We start from the raw sequence: 14,149 nt of genomic DNA on the forward strand, positions 1-14,149 counted from the left end.
AGCCCCTGCCGGATGGATGCGAGAGGATGGCCCGCCTGGCCCGCTTCACCCTGCTGTTGCTGCTGCTGGCCGGTGCCGCCTCTGCGGCCACCGCGCAGGACCATCGCTGCCTGAGCGGCGGCCGCAATGACGGCATCCATCTGGAATGGCGTTGGCTGGATGACGGCCAGGCCGACGTTCGCTATGCCGGACGCCGCGAACGCCTGCTGCTGCGCCAGGTTTCGATGGAGACCACGGTGCTGGCCGAAGACCGCCCGTACCAGTTCGACAGCGTCTGGGAAGAGCACGTCGACGGCCGCCTCAACGGTCGCTACCTGCTGAGCACGCAGGGCGCGCTGGTGCTGGATCTGCGCTACGAACGCGCCCGTGATGGCCGCCGCACCTCCTTCCACGATGACAGCGAGGCGTGGCAGGAAGACGGCTGCCACTGGCCCGGCGCCTCCTGAGCCTGAACCGGACTGGCCTCCCTTTATGCCGATTCCGGCGGCCTGGTCGCGGTGCAGCGCGCGTCGTGTCGGGTATGACCCCCGTCAGTGGTAATGCTGCGCTGCGTTCGGTCACACTCGGGAACTTGTCGTTCTCAGTCACCCCTTCCGAGGCCTGCATGTCCCTGTTCCGGCGCAAGTCCCTAGATTCCGTCACCGTCCACGAAGCCGGCAGGCGCCTGGTCCCGACGCTCAGCTGGCCGCACCTGATCGCGCTGGGCATCGGCGCCATCGTCGGTACCGGCATCTACACGCTGATCGGCGTCGGCGCCAACCTGGCCGGCCCGGCGGTACTGATCTCCTTCGCCATCGCCGGCGCGGTGTGCGCCTGCGCGGCGCTGTCCTACGCCGAACTGTCGACGATGATGCCGGCTGCGGGCAGCGCCTACACCTACAGCTACAGCGCGCTGGGCGAAGTGTTCGCCTGGGTGGTGGGCTGGAGCCTGATCCTGGAGTACTCGCTGGTGGTGAGTACGGTGGCGGTCGGCTGGTCGGGTTACTTCGTCGGTTTCCTCGAATGGGTCCACACCCAGTTCGGCTGGAACGTGCAGCTGCCTGCCTGGCTGGCTGCCGGTCCGCACGTGGAAGGCGGCATGATCAACCTGCCGGCGATCGTCATCACCTGGCTGGTGGCACTGATGCTGATGGCCGGCACCAAGGAAAGCGCCACCCTCAACGCCATCCTGGTGGTGTTCAAGCTGATCGCGCTGGCCATCTTCGTGGCCGTGGCCCTTCCCGCCTTCGACAGCAACAACCTGCAGCCGTTCATGCCCTATGGCTTTGCCAAGTCGATGGGCCCTGACGGCGTCGAGCACGGCGTGATGGCGGCGGCGGCGATCATCTTCTTTGCCTTCTACGGCTTCGATGCGATCTCCACCGCAGCCGAGGAAACCAAGAACCCCAGCCGCGACCTGTCGATCGGCATCATCGGTTCGATGATCGGCTGCACCATCGTCTACGTGCTGGTGGCGCTGGCGGCCGTGGGTGCGATGAGCTACGCCGTGTTCGGCCACAGCGCCGAGCCGCTGGCGCTGATCATGCGCCAGCTCGGCCACCCGACCGCAGCAATGGTGATCGGTGTGATCGCGATCATCGCCCTGCCGACCGTGCTGTTGGCCTTCCTGTACGGCCAGAGCCGCATCTTCTTCGTGATGAGCCGCGATGGCCTGCTGCCGCGCGGCCTGTCCAAGGTCAACGCACGCACCGGCACGCCGGTAGCGACCACGCTGTTCACCGCCGTGGTGGTGTCGGCGCTGGCCGGCGTGGCGCGCCTGGACGAGATCGCCGCACTGGCCAACGCCGGCACCCTGGCCGCGTTCACTGCGGTGGGTATCTGCCTGGTGGTGCTGCGCCTGCGCGAACCGAACCGTGAGCGCAGCTTCCGCACGCCGTTGGCCTTCGTAGTCGGTCCGCTGGCCGCGCTGGGCTGCATCTACCTGTTCATCAGCCTGCCACACCGCACCCAGCTGTACTTCCTGCTGTGGAACGTGGCCGGCCTGGTGCTGTACTTCCTGTACAGCCGCCGCCACGCGTTGATCGCGAAATAACCGGTTCACCGGTAGTGCCGGCCGCTGGCCGGCAACTCGGATCCTGTTGATACGGGCAATGCCGGCCAGCGGCCGGCACTACCGCAGGGCGGTCAACCGCCCTGCTTTGCAGCGTAATCCTGCGCCTGGCGCATCACCCGCAGCAGATTGCCGCCCCAGATGCCGGCAATCTGCTTCTCGGTATAGCCCTTGCGCAGCAGCCACGCGGTGATCTTCGGCAGCTGGCTGACATCGGGCAGGTCACTCAGGCCACCGCCGCCGTCCCAGTCCAGGCCGATGCCCACGTGCTCGGGACCGACCACCTTGAGGATGTGCTCGAAGTGGGCGAAGAAATCGTCCAGGCTGGCATGCCGCACCGGATGCTCGTGGTCCAGCGCCTGCTCGGCCTTCAACAGCGCAACGCCCTGTTCGATGCCCATGCCTTCCCAGCCGCCGAGCTGCTTGCTCAGCGCTTCTTCGGCCTGCTTGCGCTCGGGCGTCTTTGCCGTGTCGATCAGGTAGCCGCCATAGGCATTCACCTGGATCACGCCGCCGGCCTTGGCCAGCGAGCGCAACCGCGCATCATCAAGGTTGCGTGGATGGTTGTAGACCGCCTTGGCCGAACTGTGCGAGAGCACGAACGGCACCGGCATCATCGCCAGCAGGTCGTCGAACACTGCATCGGACGCATGCGACTGGTCGATCACGATGCCCAGCTTCACTGCCTGCCGTACCAGATCCTTGCCGGCCGGGCTCAGGCCCTTCCACTCCGCGCCTTTGGGGTCGGTGGCCGAATCGGCGAACTCGTTGTTGGCAAAGTGCACGGTGCTGAGCAGGCGCAGGCCGGCGCGATGGTAGAAGGACAGCAGGCTGGGATCGGCCACCAGCGGGCTGGCATTTTCCATGCTGATGTAGACCACGCGCTTGCCCGCGGCCTTGATCCGCGCCGCATCATCGGCGGTCAGCGCCAGCGCGAAGCGATCGGGATTGGCCGCCAGCATCTCGCGGATCTGCAGCAGCCGCTGCAGGCCGTGGTCACGCTCGGCCAAGTGCGCGGCGGCACTGCGATCGCCCTGGTCGGTGTAGATCGCCCAGAAGCCACCATCCAGCGCACCTTCGACCATGCGCGGGTAGTCCACCTGCGAAAGCGCGTTGCGGTCGTGGCGCTGCTCGATGTCAAAGCCGCTGCGACCGAAGTTGGCCGGTGTATCCAGGTGGCTGTCGAGAGTGACCAGGCGCTGCTGCAGTGCCTTGGCACGGGCCAGCTCCTGCGCGCTGAACTCAATGGCGTTGGCGGACAGCGGCGCGCAAAGCGCCAGGGCAAGCACTACGGACAAGCGACGCAACGAAGGCATGGGCATCCACCGATGTTGGGAGACGCCGACCATAGCGCCGTGAGGGTGACCCGGGGTAGTGCCGGACGACAGCGCGCGTGCTCCATTACACTCGGTGGCAGCCGCTAACGGCACTGGCAGCCTCGCGCTGCATTGCTCCTGGAACGGAACCTTGATGTCGCATCCTGTCCCTCCACCACTTCCCAGCGAACACCCGGTACCCGCCGGGCCCAACGTCGAACAACTCAAGCGCGATGTGCTGCCGGTCCTGTTCGCCGGGCGCATCGACATCGGTCGCTATGGCCCGGCCGAACTGGCCAGCGCCAGTGCGGAGCCCGCATGGCAGGACGGTAGTGCCAACGCGTTGGCCAAGGCGCTGGCCGAACTGGTCAACCGCCTTTCCGAGCATGACCCCAATGCACTGCTGGAACGCGCTGGCTGGTGGGACCGGTTCACCGGTGCCGACATCGAGCAGCGCCTGCGTCGACGCATCGCGCTGGGGGGAAACGGTGACGTGCTGGCCGAGATCGAGCGCCAGGCGATCGCGGTGCGCGGCAGCGTCGATCGGTTGAACGCACAGCTGGAGCTGCATGACGTGCAGGGCGCCCACTTGCAGATCTACATCGATGCGGGCGTGCAGTTCCTGCAGGAACTGCCTCCGGGCAGTGGTGCCAGTGACGATCCGATGGTGCTGGATCGACCGGTGGAACGCCTGCAGCGCCGCATCGCCAACCTGACCGCGCTGCTGGCCAGCCATTCGATGAGCCGGATCCAGGTGCAGCTGGCGCGCAACCACGCCATCGAACTGCTGGACCGCTACAGCGAGACGGTGCAGATCCTGCTGCCGATCTGGCGCCAGACCATCCTCGCCCTGCACAACAACGACAACGCCAGCCCGCAGATGGTCGCCCGCGCCTCGCAGGCACAGGACCAGTTGAAACAGGCCCTGCAGCAGCTGCTGCGCACTTCCGGAGAACCGGCATGATCACGTCCCGGCCCGACCCACTGAGGGTACCGGCGGAACTGCAGCCGCGGGTCGAAGCCGTTCCCGGACTGCGCGCGCTGTATCGCCGGGGTTCGTTCGCACGCACCCTGGGTCTGGCGTGTCTGGCGGTGCTGCCGGCCACTGCGCTGCTGTCCATGATATTCCTGCAGGGGCTGACTGGCAGTCCGCCCTCGGCACACGTGCCGGCCGGCTACGGTACTGATCCCGGCACGTCTGCCATGCTGCTGCTTGCCAGCCTGATCCTCTTTGGCGGGTTGCTGTTCTGGATGGGATTCGGCCTGCGCAGGGTGCTGCTCAACCGCGGCGTACGCCACTTCACCTTCTCGTTCGTGATTGGTGGCTCGTTGCTGGTCGGCTTGCTGTTCGGCAACGGAATCGTCAGTCCCGACTTCAGCCGGGCTGACGCCGGCGATGGCACGAAGCTCGACAGCAGCCAGCTCGGCAAGCTCATCGACAGCCCGGGTTTCACGACGCTCAGCCCGCAATGGCAGGGCTACCTGCAGGCGCAGCGCTCGCTGGCAAGACCCAGCATCCCCTTGAACGATATCGGCCAGGCCATCGCCCGCGGCGAGGACATCGGTATCACGGTGCCTGATGTCATCCGTGCGCGCTTTGAAGCCAAAGCCAAGGTCCCCTATTCGGTGCGCAGCCAAGCGTGGCTGCGTGACCATTGGCTGCGCATGGGCGCGCTGCACTTCATCGGCACAGCGATCGCCTGGTCACTGCTGCTGCTGGTCATCGCTGGCATCGGCCTGACCACCTTGGGCTATCACGTGCGCGGCCGGGCCCGGGTGATCAACGGCCTGCTGCAGCAGTTGCAGGCGCCGCCCCCGCAGGCCGGCGCACAACCCTGAGGTGTTACCGGCCGGCGACCGGCAACACACCTGCCATGGATCAGTCCACCACGCGGCAGAACACGGCCTTCAGGTAACGCGATTCCTGCACGTGAGCCATGAACGGATGGTCCGGGCCAGCGCCGGCCACCTTCAGGATCTGGATCGTGCGACCGGAGAAGTACGCCGCACGACGCAACATGTCGAGGAACTGATCCTCAGCCACCAGGCCGGTGCAGGAGAACGTGGCGAACAGGCCACCGGGCTTGACCACGCCCAGCGCCAGCTTGTTCATGTCCAGGTACTTCTTCAGCGCGGTGATGACCTGGTCGCGGTCGCGGGTCATCTTGGCCGGGTCCAGGATCACCACATCGTACTGCTCACCGCGGTTGGCGGCGTCGCGCAGCCACGGGAAGATGTCGGACTGGACGAACTTCGGGCGCACGTTGTTCAGGCGCGAATTGCCCTTGGCGATCTGGATGACGTCTTCATCGATGTCGATGCCGACCACTTCAGTGGCACCACGCGCCGCCGCGTACACGGCGAAACCGCCGGTGTTGCAGCACAGGTCGAGCACGCTCTTGCCTTCCACCTGCTGGCTCAGCCACTCGCGGTTCTCGCGCTGGTCGGCAAAGAAGCCGGTCTTGTGCGCACCGGCCGGGTCAGCGCGGAACTTGATGCCGTACTCGGTGATCACTGCCGCTTCGGTGGTGGTGTTGCCGTGGAAGTCGAAGCTTTCCTGCTTCTGCACGTGCTCGTCGGCGAAGCTGTGGAAGCGGCAGCCCGGGAACTGCTCGCGCAGGGCGTCGTAGATCCACTCGCGGTGGCGGAACATGCCGGCGGCGAAGAACTCGACCACCACCAGATCGTTGTATCGGTCCACCACCAGGCCGGACAGGCCATCGCCTTCGCTGTGCACCACGCGCCAGGCGTCGGACACCGCATCGAGCTTCAGCACCTCACGGCGCAGCGACACGGCCTGGGCGATCTTGCGCGAGAACCAGCCGGCATCCACCGGCACGTTCCGATCGGTTTCGAGGATGCGCACGGCGATGCGCGAGTGCCCGTTGTAGAACCCGCGGCCGATGAACTCCCCGTCCACGCCGACCACGTCGACGATGGAACCGGGCTTGGGCCGGACGGTCGGCTTCTCGACCAGTTTCTGGAAGATCCACGGGTGGCTGGAACGCCACGCATTCTTGAGGCGGACAATCGGAAGGGGGGTATTCATCCACCTATTGTAAACCGGGCGCCGGGGTCAGATCCCCGCAGGGGCTCTGACCCCGGCCGGCATGCCAACCAAGGTTGGCATCTACCAGAGCGGGGACCCCGGCCACCGGGCATTTGACGGCAGCCCGGCCAGGCCGCAGAATCGGCGCCAGAAGGGGAGTAGCTCCCAGACGTTGTCGCCGTCATTTCGAGCCCGCAGGCTCCGGTGCAACGGCAGTTCCAGCCGACTGGAACTGCGAGCGAGACCTTCGCCGTACTGGCGAAGCTCTGTCCCTGGATCCCCCTCCCGATCCTCCGTTGCAGATCCTCGCCGTCCGGCCTGGCATTCATTTTTCCAACGGACATTCCCAATGCAGACGATCGGTAACGTGTGGTTGTGGGGCGGCTTCGGAGCAGTGGTGATCATCGCCCTGCTGGTCGACCTCGTGTTGATGCGCCATGGTGGACCGCACAAGGTCACCTTCAAGGAGGCCCTGTGGTGGTCCATCGGCTGGGTCGCGCTGGCCCTGCTGTTCAACGCCGGCCTCTGGTACTACCTCAATGAGACCGCCGGCCAGGTCGTGGCCAACAAGGTCGGGCTCGAATTCCTGACCGGTTACCTGGTCGAGAAGGCGCTGGCGGTCGACAACATCTTTGTCTTCCTGATGATCATGAGCTACTTCGCGGTGCCGGAGGAGCAGCGCCAGAAGGTGCTGATCATCGGCATCCTGGGCGCGATCGTGCTGCGTACGGTCATGATCTTCGCCGGCAGCGTGCTGATCACCCAGTTCCATTGGCTGCTCTACGTGTTCGGTGCCTTCCTGCTGTTCACCGGCTGGAAGATGTGGTTCGCCGCCGGCCAGGAGCCGGACCTGGAGGCCAACCCCGCCCTGCGCTGGATGCGCAAGCACCTGCGCCTGCTGCCGGATTACGCCGGCAACGCGATGAGCGTGAAGCGCGACGGCGTGCGTTGGTTCACCCCGCTGTTCGCGGTGCTGATCCTGATCGCGGTGACCGACGTGATCTTCGCCGTGGACAGCATCCCGGCGATCTTCGCCATCACCACCGACCCGTTCATCGTGCTCACCTCCAACGTGTTCGCGGTGCTGGGCCTGCGTGCGATGTTCTTCCTGCTGGCCGGCATGGCCGACCGCTTCCACCTGCTGCCGTACGGTCTGGCACTGGTGCTGGGCTTCATCGGCATCAAGATGATGATCATCGACCTGTTCAAGATCCCGACCCCGGTGTCGCTGGGCGTGGTGGCGGTGATCATCGCCGCGACCGTGGTGCTGAGCCTGAAGTACCCGCCGAAGGAAGGCTCCGGCCACGCCTGATCACGGCCGGCCGGCGGGATTGTCCCGCCGGCCGCACCCCACTCTCCCGCGGCGGTGGCCTTGGTTTCGCGCCAGTCACCGCCATTGCTGAGGTATGAACAGCAACGCGCCCCTGCCCGCTGGCGACGCGCCAGTCCCCCGCAATGACCGCATGCGTATCCTGCGGGCGTTCAACGTCAGCCTGGCCGCGGTGCTGGTACTGATCGCCGTGTTCGCGCTGCAGGGCACGTTCGACTGGCGGCCATGGGCGGTTGCGCCACTGGAAGCGAAGGGCCTGCTTGGCCTGATCGGCGGCCCGCTGCTGCATGCCTCGGTCGAGCACATCGCCGCCAACAGCATCGCCATCCTGATCCTCGGCACCCTGGCCGGCAGCGTCTATCCCAAGGCCACCCTGCGCGCACTGCCGCTGTTGTGGCTGGGCTCGGGGATCGGCGCGTGGATGCTCGGCAATCCGGGCAGCGTGCACCTGGGTGCCAGCGGCGTGACCCATGGCCTGATGTTCCTGCTGGCCAGCCTCGGCCTGCTGCGCCGCGACCGTGCGGCAATCGCCACTGGACTGATCGGCATGCTGTTCTACGGCGGCATGCTGATGACCATCCTGCCGCACGCCGATGGCGTCTCCTGGCAGTCGCACATGGGCGGCGCCTTCGCTGGCATCATCGCTGCGCTGCTGTTCCGCAACGCCGATCCGCTGCAGCCCCGCCAGCGCTACAGCTGGGAAGACGAAGAGGACACGGTCGAGCCGCCGGCCGACGACGAGCTGGAACCGCCGTCGCCGCAACGCGTGCCGGTGCTGTGGCAGCCGCGAGAGGGCCAGGACTACGTGGTGATCCCGTTCCGCCGGCCGGACGAGCCGCGCGGTTGATCTGGTGGACCCGCCGGGCATGGCCCGGCGCTACCGTTTGTGGATCTCTCGGGTAGCGCCGGGCCATGCCCGGCGTCATTGACGGGTCAGTCCGTCGCGTTGCCCGCCGCGCCCATCCCATCCACCGCCTGCCGGCCCAGTGCCGGGTCGTCGGTGAAGAAGGCATCGATGCCGGTGGCCAGATAGGCGCGCATCTCGGCAACCGACCCCTCTGCATTGCGCGCCTTGTCGGCGCCCTTGCGCAGGTTGCTGGCCTGAAAATGGTTCTCCGGGCGGAAGGTATACGGAATCACCATCAGGCCCACTGCATGTGCGTCCTGTACCAGCGTGGTCGGTGTCCCCAGTGCGCCCTTGGCGTCCAGCGGAATGATCGAGCGCAGCTCCGGGCCGATGCTGTCGGCGTAGCTGGCGATGTCCTTCAGTCCAGCCGGCGTCATCATCTGCGCGTAGGTCAGCTTGCCACCGGCCTTGGCGACGTCGGCCGGCTGGGTATCGCCCTTCCACAGCAGCTGCAGCAGGCGGATGTTGCTGTCCCGCCCGATCTTGCCGCGCAGGTAGCGCAGGTTGGCGGTCTCGAACGACTGGATGGTGACCGGCCCGACGTTGGTATAGGCGTTGCCGCGCAGCGCGGCCAGCAGCTTGTCTTCCATTGGCAGGCCGATCGACTGGAAGTAGGTCGGATGCTTGATCTCCGGCACCAGACCGATGCCGCGGTTGGCACGACCGGCCTGCTGCACCAGGAAGGCCAGGATCTCGTCGAGGCTGGCAATGCGGAACTGGCCATCGTAGGCGGTGCTGCGCAGCTCCGGCAGGCGCTCGCGCGCGTACAGGGTCTTCAGCTCGGCCAGGGTGAAGTCTTCGGTGAACCAGCCCTCGACCTTCTGCCCGTCGATGACCTTGCTGGTCCGGCGGCTGGCAAATTCCGGATGCGAGGCGACATCGGTGGTGCCGCTGATCTCGTTCTCGTGGCGGGCCACCATCACCCCGTCCTTGGTCATCACCAGGTCCGGTTCGATGTAGTCGGCGCCGTCGGCGATGGCCTGCGCATAGGCGGCCAGGGTGTGCTCGGGCAGCAGCGCGCTTGCGCCGCGATGGCCATAGACCGACACCTTGTGCGCGGCCGGGGTGGAGGATTCAGCACTCATGGCCACCGATGGTGCCACGGCCAGCGACAACAGCAACGCACAACCCCACGACTTCACTGCGACTTCCCCAAGCGGTATGTGATGGGCGTCAGTATGCGGCGGGAATGTGACAGGTGGGGGACCTGGGGTCGCATTCCCGAAGGGGCTCCGACCTCATGTATCCGGTAGTCGCCGACCTTGGTCGGCGCTCTGCCAGCGGGCGTTCACGACCCCAGACGCCCTGTGCCAACCAAGGTTGGCACCTACCAGAGCGTGAGCCGCGCGATTGATCGATGACGGGGTCAGAACCCCTCCGGGGATCTGACCCCGAGGTGCTGCCCCAGCCGAGCATGCGCTCGGCTCTGCAGTTACTTGCCGATGCAGAAACTGGAGAAGATCCTTCCCAGCAGGTCATCGGCACTCATCTGCCCGGTGATCTCGCCCAACGCGTCGTGGGCCAGCCGCAGTTCTTCGGCGGCCAGCTCCAGGTGTTCGTGGGCCAGCTCGCCATCGGCGCGCTGCGCGTGTTCCTGCGCACGCTCGATTGCATCCACATGCCGCGTGCGCGCGGAGAACTCGCCGTCCACCTGCTCGCCCGCCCCGGCCGAGGCAATCGAACGCAGGCGCGCGTGCAGATCTTCGAGTCCGGCGCCGGTGGCGGCGGAAACGAACACGCGATCCGGATCGTCCAGTGCCGGCAACGCGTCCAGCAGATCCGACTTGTTGTGGATGTAGACCTTGTGCGGAACCGCCGCCACGGCATCGCCCAGCGCCGCTTCACCCGCAGCCGGATCGCGCGCATCCAGCACGATCAACGCCAGGTCGGTGCGCTCGATCTCCACATGGGCGCGGCGCATGCCTTCGCGTTCGATGGCATCGCCGCCGTCGCGCAGGCCGGCGGTATCGACCAGGGTCAGTTCCAGGCCATCCAGGCGGATGGTCTCGCGCAGGGTGTCGCGGGTGGTGCCGGCAATGTCGGTGACGATGGCGCGCTCGCTGCCGGCCAGGGCATTGAGCAATGAACTCTTGCCCGCATTGGGCGGCCCGATCAGCACTGCATGCAGGCCATCGCGCAGGCGACGGCCGCGTTCGGCATCGCGGCGCAGCAGGGCCAGGTCACTGCGCGCCTGCTTCAGCCCACGCCGTACCTGCGCCCCACCAAGCGTATCCAGCGGTTCGTCGGCGAAGTCGATGGCCGCTTCCACGTGGATGCGCAGCAGCACCAACTGCTCGACCACCGCGTCGATGCGGCGGGAGAACACGCCGTCCAGCGAACGGCGTGCAGCGCGTGCGGCGCGGTTGTCACCCGCGGCGATCAGGTCGGCGATGGCCTCAGCCTGGGCCAGGTCGAGCTTGCCGTTGAGGAACGCGCGTTCGCTGAACTCACCCGGGCGCGCCTGACGCGCACCGAGCGCGATGCAGCGCGCGACCAGTTGCTGCAGCAGCACCGGGCTGCCATGGCCCTGCAGTTCCACCACTTCTTCGCCGGTGAAGCTGTTCGGCGCCGGGAACCACAGCACGATGCCATCATCAATGACCTCGCCGTCGGCATCGCGCAGGCGTGCGTAATGCGCGTGGCGCGGGCGCAGTGCAGGCGCGCCCAGCGCGTTGGCGATGGCCGCAGCGCGTGGGCCCGACAGCCGCAGCAGGCCGACGCCACCCGCGCCGGATGCGCTGGCGATGGCCACGATGGTGTCGGTGCGGATCGCGTCATTCATGGCTCAGAGTTTCTCCAGCTGCGCGCGCGCCTGCGCGGCACCGCTGCCCTGCGGCTGCAGCGCCAGATAGGTGGTATAGGCCTGCTTCGCCTTGGCCTTGTCGCCCGCGTTGAAGTAGGCATCGCCAAGATTCAGATAGGCCACCGCACGCGACGGGTCGATCTTCAGCGTGTTCTCCAGCCAGCGCGCAGCTTCGGCATAGCGTTGCTGGCGGTAGTAGACAAAGCCCAGGTTGTTGGCGGCCTGGGCGAAGTCCGGGCGCAGCTTCAACGCTTCGGTGAACTGCGCGACGGCTTCGTCGTACTGCTTCTCGCGGTACAGCTGCAGGCCACGGTCGTTGGCCTGCTGCGCGCGCTGGCGGTCCGAGGCCGGGCCGGCAGTGGGCACCACCAGCTTGGCCTTGCCGCCCTGCAGGTCGGCCACGGTCACTGGCGCCTGAGCACCCTTGGCTTCGCTGGCGGCATCCACCTTGTTGTTCAGCGCGATCGCATCGGCAGTCAGCTGGCGCGTGTCGGCATTGAGGAATTCCTGGCTGTCCGGCACCTGGAACACGAACTCGCCGCCCTGCGAACCGGGCAGGCTGCCGAAGGCCGGTGTCTGGTGTGAAACCGCGGACACCGCCGGCGCCACGTAGGCGGCCAGTTCGGTGCCGGTGATCAGGCCATCGCCATTGAGGTCCCCCTTGCCGGCCAGCGCCTGCAGCAGCACCCAGGTGAACACCGAATGGCCGTTCGGGCCGGCATCGGCCACCTGCTGGTCGGCACCGCCGGCGGTCAGCATCTGCCGCGCGCTGCGGCGTGCGTTCTCGCGCAGGAACGACGACGAAGACGGGCCACCGCGGGTCAGGCCCAGGCCGCTGTAGCAGGCATCCATCACGAACATCACATGCTTGGCCTGCATGCTCTCGGCGATGTTCTGGATGTCGGTCATCGCGATGGCGTCGGTGGCAAATTCCTTCGGATCCGAATCGACCGGGATGATGTAGCCGAGATCGCGCCCGGAGGCGAGCTGGCGGGTCGCGCCATGGCCGGCGAAGAACACGAACACGCGGTCGTTCTTGCCGGTGCGGTCATCGGCCAGGCGGTCGTGGAAGGCGGCCAGGATGTTGTTGCGGGTGGCCTGCTCGTTCTTCAGCACGATCACCTGCGAGGACGGGAAGCCGAACTGCCCGGTCAGGGTATCGGCCACCGCCTGTGCGTCATGGCTGGCGTACTCCAGCTTCGGCCACTTGGCGTAGGTGTCGATGCCGACCACGATCGCCCACGACTTCTCGTAGCCGGTGGTGACGGTGGCGGCACGGGCCTCGCCCTTGCGCGCGCGGGCGACAGTGAATTCACGGCCATTCCAGCCGGCGAACTGGTAGCCGTCGGCAATCAGCCGGTCGAGAATCTGCGGCAGCGCCTTCACCGCCCGGTCGTGGATGTCGTGGAACAGGATGATGCCGCGCTGTTCCTTGTTCACCTGGTCGAGCACGCGCTGCACGATCGACTCCGGCACCGGGTCGGCCCAGTCCATCGAGTCGATGTTCCACATGATCGACTTCAGTCCGGCCTCGTTGAGCAGCTGCAGGCCTTCGGCATTGCGCGCGCCGTACGGGAAGCGGAACAACGGCGCGCGCTTGCTGTCGACATCCTTCAGCAGCGTATCGGTGTCGAGCACCTGCTGGCGCAGCGCATCGCCGGTGGTGCGCGACAGCTGGGCGTGGGTCAGGCTGTGGTTGCCGACCGCATAGCCTTCTTCCATCAGGTTGCGGCTGATCTTCGCCATCGGCCCGAGGCTGACTTTGCCATCACTCTCGACCTTGCCGAGGTTGCGGCCGACTTCGAAGAACACGCCCGGTACGTCGTAGCGCTTGAGGATCGCCACCACTTCATCGGTGTAGGCCTTGTGCGGGCCATCGTCGAAGGTCAGCACCACGGTCTTGGCGGGCAGGTCGCGGCCGAAGATCTCGCGGTCGCTGTCCTTCATCGACATCGGGTACGGCTCGATCACCCCGTAGTCGCGCAGGATCGCTTCGCGGCTGTAGTCCTTGTGCAGGTGGGCGATGTAGTCATCCCACTTCTCGCGCTTCAGCTCGATGGCGCGGGTGCGCTCGAAGCGGCTGAAGATGCGGGTCAGTTCCTGGTTGTAGTTGCGCTCGATCTCGTCGAGTGCCTCCAGGTCCTCGCCGACGCGCTGGTGCAGCTTCACCGCCGGCAGCGAGGAATCGGCGCCGACCCGCTCGTGCAGATCACGCAGTACTTCGCGGAAGGCCAGGCGATCGGCATCGAACAGTTCCGGTGCGGATTCGATGTAATCCAGCACCGTGCCAAGGGTGGCGAAGCGCTGCGGGCTGGAACCGCGCAGCAGGGTGTCGAACTGCGCGGCGATGGCCGTGCGTTGTTCCAGGCCATCGTGGAACAGCTGCTGGCCCACACGCGTGGAGGTGCCGCGGTCGGCGGCCGACTGCTGTTCTTCGGCGGCCAGCAGCACGATGATCCGGCGGTAGCCATCCAGCTGCTTCTGCAGCGCAGCCAGCAACGGCGCGGCGGCAGGATCGGCGGCGGCCGCGGCCTGTGCGCTGGGCTGGGTCACGCCGGTTACCGGTGCCTTCGCGTCCTTGTCGCCACAGCCGGCAACGACCAGGGTCAACAACAGCGAGGGCAGGAACAGGCGGAACGACGACGCACGCGGCATGGCGGACTCGATGGATGGAGGAACGGTGTGCCGGCGATT

11 protein-coding genes are annotated in these 14,149 nt (G+C 66.7%); 6 read left to right on the forward strand and 5 right to left on the reverse strand.

Translation table 11 applies throughout. The features are described from left to right. The first annotated feature begins 26 nt into the window (after positions 1-26). Together AC0Z6F_RS15270 and AC0Z6F_RS15275 are read left to right on the forward strand one after the other, a co-directional pair. Positions 27-446 carry a hypothetical protein gene (locus AC0Z6F_RS15270; protein WP_100435653.1) on the forward strand — a complete coding sequence of 140 codons (420 nt, stop codon included), beginning with the start codon at positions 27-29 and terminating at the stop codon, positions 444-446. A 158-nt stretch (positions 447-604) separates the two neighbouring features. Further along, a complete protein-coding gene (locus tag AC0Z6F_RS15275; RefSeq protein ID WP_006404294.1) occupies positions 605-2,032 on the forward strand; it encodes an amino acid permease in 1,428 nt (475 codons plus the stop codon). A gap of 92 nt (positions 2,033-2,124) precedes the next feature. Here AC0Z6F_RS15275 and AC0Z6F_RS15280 read toward each other — a convergent pair whose 3' ends face one another. Continuing rightward, positions 2,125-3,366: a dipeptidase gene (locus AC0Z6F_RS15280; RefSeq protein ID WP_012512552.1), complete on the reverse strand. Its 1,242-nt coding sequence runs from the start codon at positions 3,364-3,366 to the stop codon at positions 2,125-2,127. Between the two features lie 154 nt (positions 3,367-3,520). Between AC0Z6F_RS15280 and AC0Z6F_RS15285 the strand changes: the two genes are divergently transcribed. After that, entirely contained in the window at positions 3,521-4,330 is an 810-nt protein-coding gene (locus tag AC0Z6F_RS15285; protein WP_012512553.1) for a hypothetical protein, read from the forward strand. After that, a complete protein-coding gene (locus tag AC0Z6F_RS15290) occupies positions 4,327-5,205 on the forward strand; it encodes a hypothetical protein (RefSeq protein WP_012512554.1) in 879 nt (292 codons plus the stop codon). Before AC0Z6F_RS15285 ends, AC0Z6F_RS15290 begins: the two co-directional genes overlap by 4 nt. A gap of 40 nt (positions 5,206-5,245) precedes the next feature. On the opposite strand, the gene AC0Z6F_RS15295 is transcribed toward AC0Z6F_RS15290, so the two are convergent. Next, a complete protein-coding gene (locus AC0Z6F_RS15295; RefSeq protein ID WP_485617614.1) occupies positions 5,246-6,415 on the reverse strand; it encodes a class I SAM-dependent rRNA methyltransferase in 1,170 nt (389 codons plus the stop codon). A 349-nt stretch (positions 6,416-6,764) separates the two neighbouring features. Here AC0Z6F_RS15295 and AC0Z6F_RS15300 point away from each other — a divergent pair, with 349 nt between their 5' ends. After that, positions 6,765-7,727, forward strand: a complete 963-nt coding sequence (locus tag AC0Z6F_RS15300) for a TerC family protein (protein ID WP_012512556.1) — start codon at positions 6,765-6,767, stop codon at positions 7,725-7,727. Positions 7,728-7,821: 94 nt separating this feature from the next. Beyond that, positions 7,822-8,592: a rhomboid family intramembrane serine protease gene (locus AC0Z6F_RS15305; RefSeq protein WP_485617612.1), complete on the forward strand. Its 771-nt coding sequence runs from the start codon at positions 7,822-7,824 to the stop codon at positions 8,590-8,592. 86 nt (positions 8,593-8,678) lie between these two features. On the opposite strand, the gene AC0Z6F_RS15310 is transcribed toward AC0Z6F_RS15305, so the two are convergent. The 3 genes from AC0Z6F_RS15310 to AC0Z6F_RS15320 all read right to left on the reverse strand — a co-directional run bounded on the left by AC0Z6F_RS15310 (position 8,679) and on the right by AC0Z6F_RS15320 (position 14,110). Beyond that, positions 8,679-9,794, reverse strand: a complete 1,116-nt coding sequence (locus tag AC0Z6F_RS15310) for a glycerophosphodiester phosphodiesterase (protein ID WP_100435647.1) — start codon at positions 9,792-9,794, stop codon at positions 8,679-8,681. A gap of 290 nt (positions 9,795-10,084) precedes the next feature. Then, complete coding sequence (gene mnmE, locus AC0Z6F_RS15315; RefSeq protein ID WP_485617610.1) at positions 10,085-11,434, reverse strand: tRNA uridine-5-carboxymethylaminomethyl(34) synthesis GTPase MnmE; 1,350 nt, start codon at positions 11,432-11,434, stop codon at positions 10,085-10,087. A gap of 3 nt (positions 11,435-11,437) precedes the next feature. Continuing rightward, positions 11,438-14,110, reverse strand: a complete 2,673-nt coding sequence (locus AC0Z6F_RS15320; protein WP_485617608.1) for a polysaccharide deacetylase family protein — start codon at positions 14,108-14,110, stop codon at positions 11,438-11,440. Positions 14,111-14,149: the final 39 nt, after the last annotated feature.

It is taken from the genome of Stenotrophomonas sp. 1L-E-5-B-C3 (assembly GCF_057292075.1).

Bases quoted from the DNA above. Each gene is read 5' to 3' on its own strand.
- mnmE (WP_485617610.1), bottom strand. From the start codon at position 11,434: ATGAATGACGCGATCCGCACCGACACCATCGTGGCCATCGCCAGCGCA.
- AC0Z6F_RS15295 (WP_485617614.1), bottom strand. From the start codon at position 6,415: ATGAATACCCCCCTTCCGATTGTCCGCCTCAAGAATGCGTGGCGTTCC.
- AC0Z6F_RS15300 (WP_012512556.1), top strand. From the start codon at position 6,765: ATGCAGACGATCGGTAACGTGTGGTTGTGGGGCGGCTTCGGAGCAGTG.
- AC0Z6F_RS15275 (WP_006404294.1), top strand. From the start codon at position 605: ATGTCCCTGTTCCGGCGCAAGTCCCTAGATTCCGTCACCGTCCACGAA.
- AC0Z6F_RS15280 (WP_012512552.1), bottom strand. From the start codon at position 3,366: ATGCCTTCGTTGCGTCGCTTGTCCGTAGTGCTTGCCCTGGCGCTTTGC.
- AC0Z6F_RS15305 (WP_485617612.1), top strand. From the start codon at position 7,822: ATGAACAGCAACGCGCCCCTGCCCGCTGGCGACGCGCCAGTCCCCCGC.
- AC0Z6F_RS15290 (WP_012512554.1), top strand. From the start codon at position 4,327: ATGATCACGTCCCGGCCCGACCCACTGAGGGTACCGGCGGAACTGCAG.
- AC0Z6F_RS15320 (WP_485617608.1), bottom strand. From the start codon at position 14,110: ATGCCGCGTGCGTCGTCGTTCCGCCTGTTCCTGCCCTCGCTGTTGTTG.
- AC0Z6F_RS15270 (WP_100435653.1), top strand. From the start codon at position 27: ATGGCCCGCCTGGCCCGCTTCACCCTGCTGTTGCTGCTGCTGGCCGGT.
- AC0Z6F_RS15285 (WP_012512553.1), top strand. From the start codon at position 3,521: ATGTCGCATCCTGTCCCTCCACCACTTCCCAGCGAACACCCGGTACCC.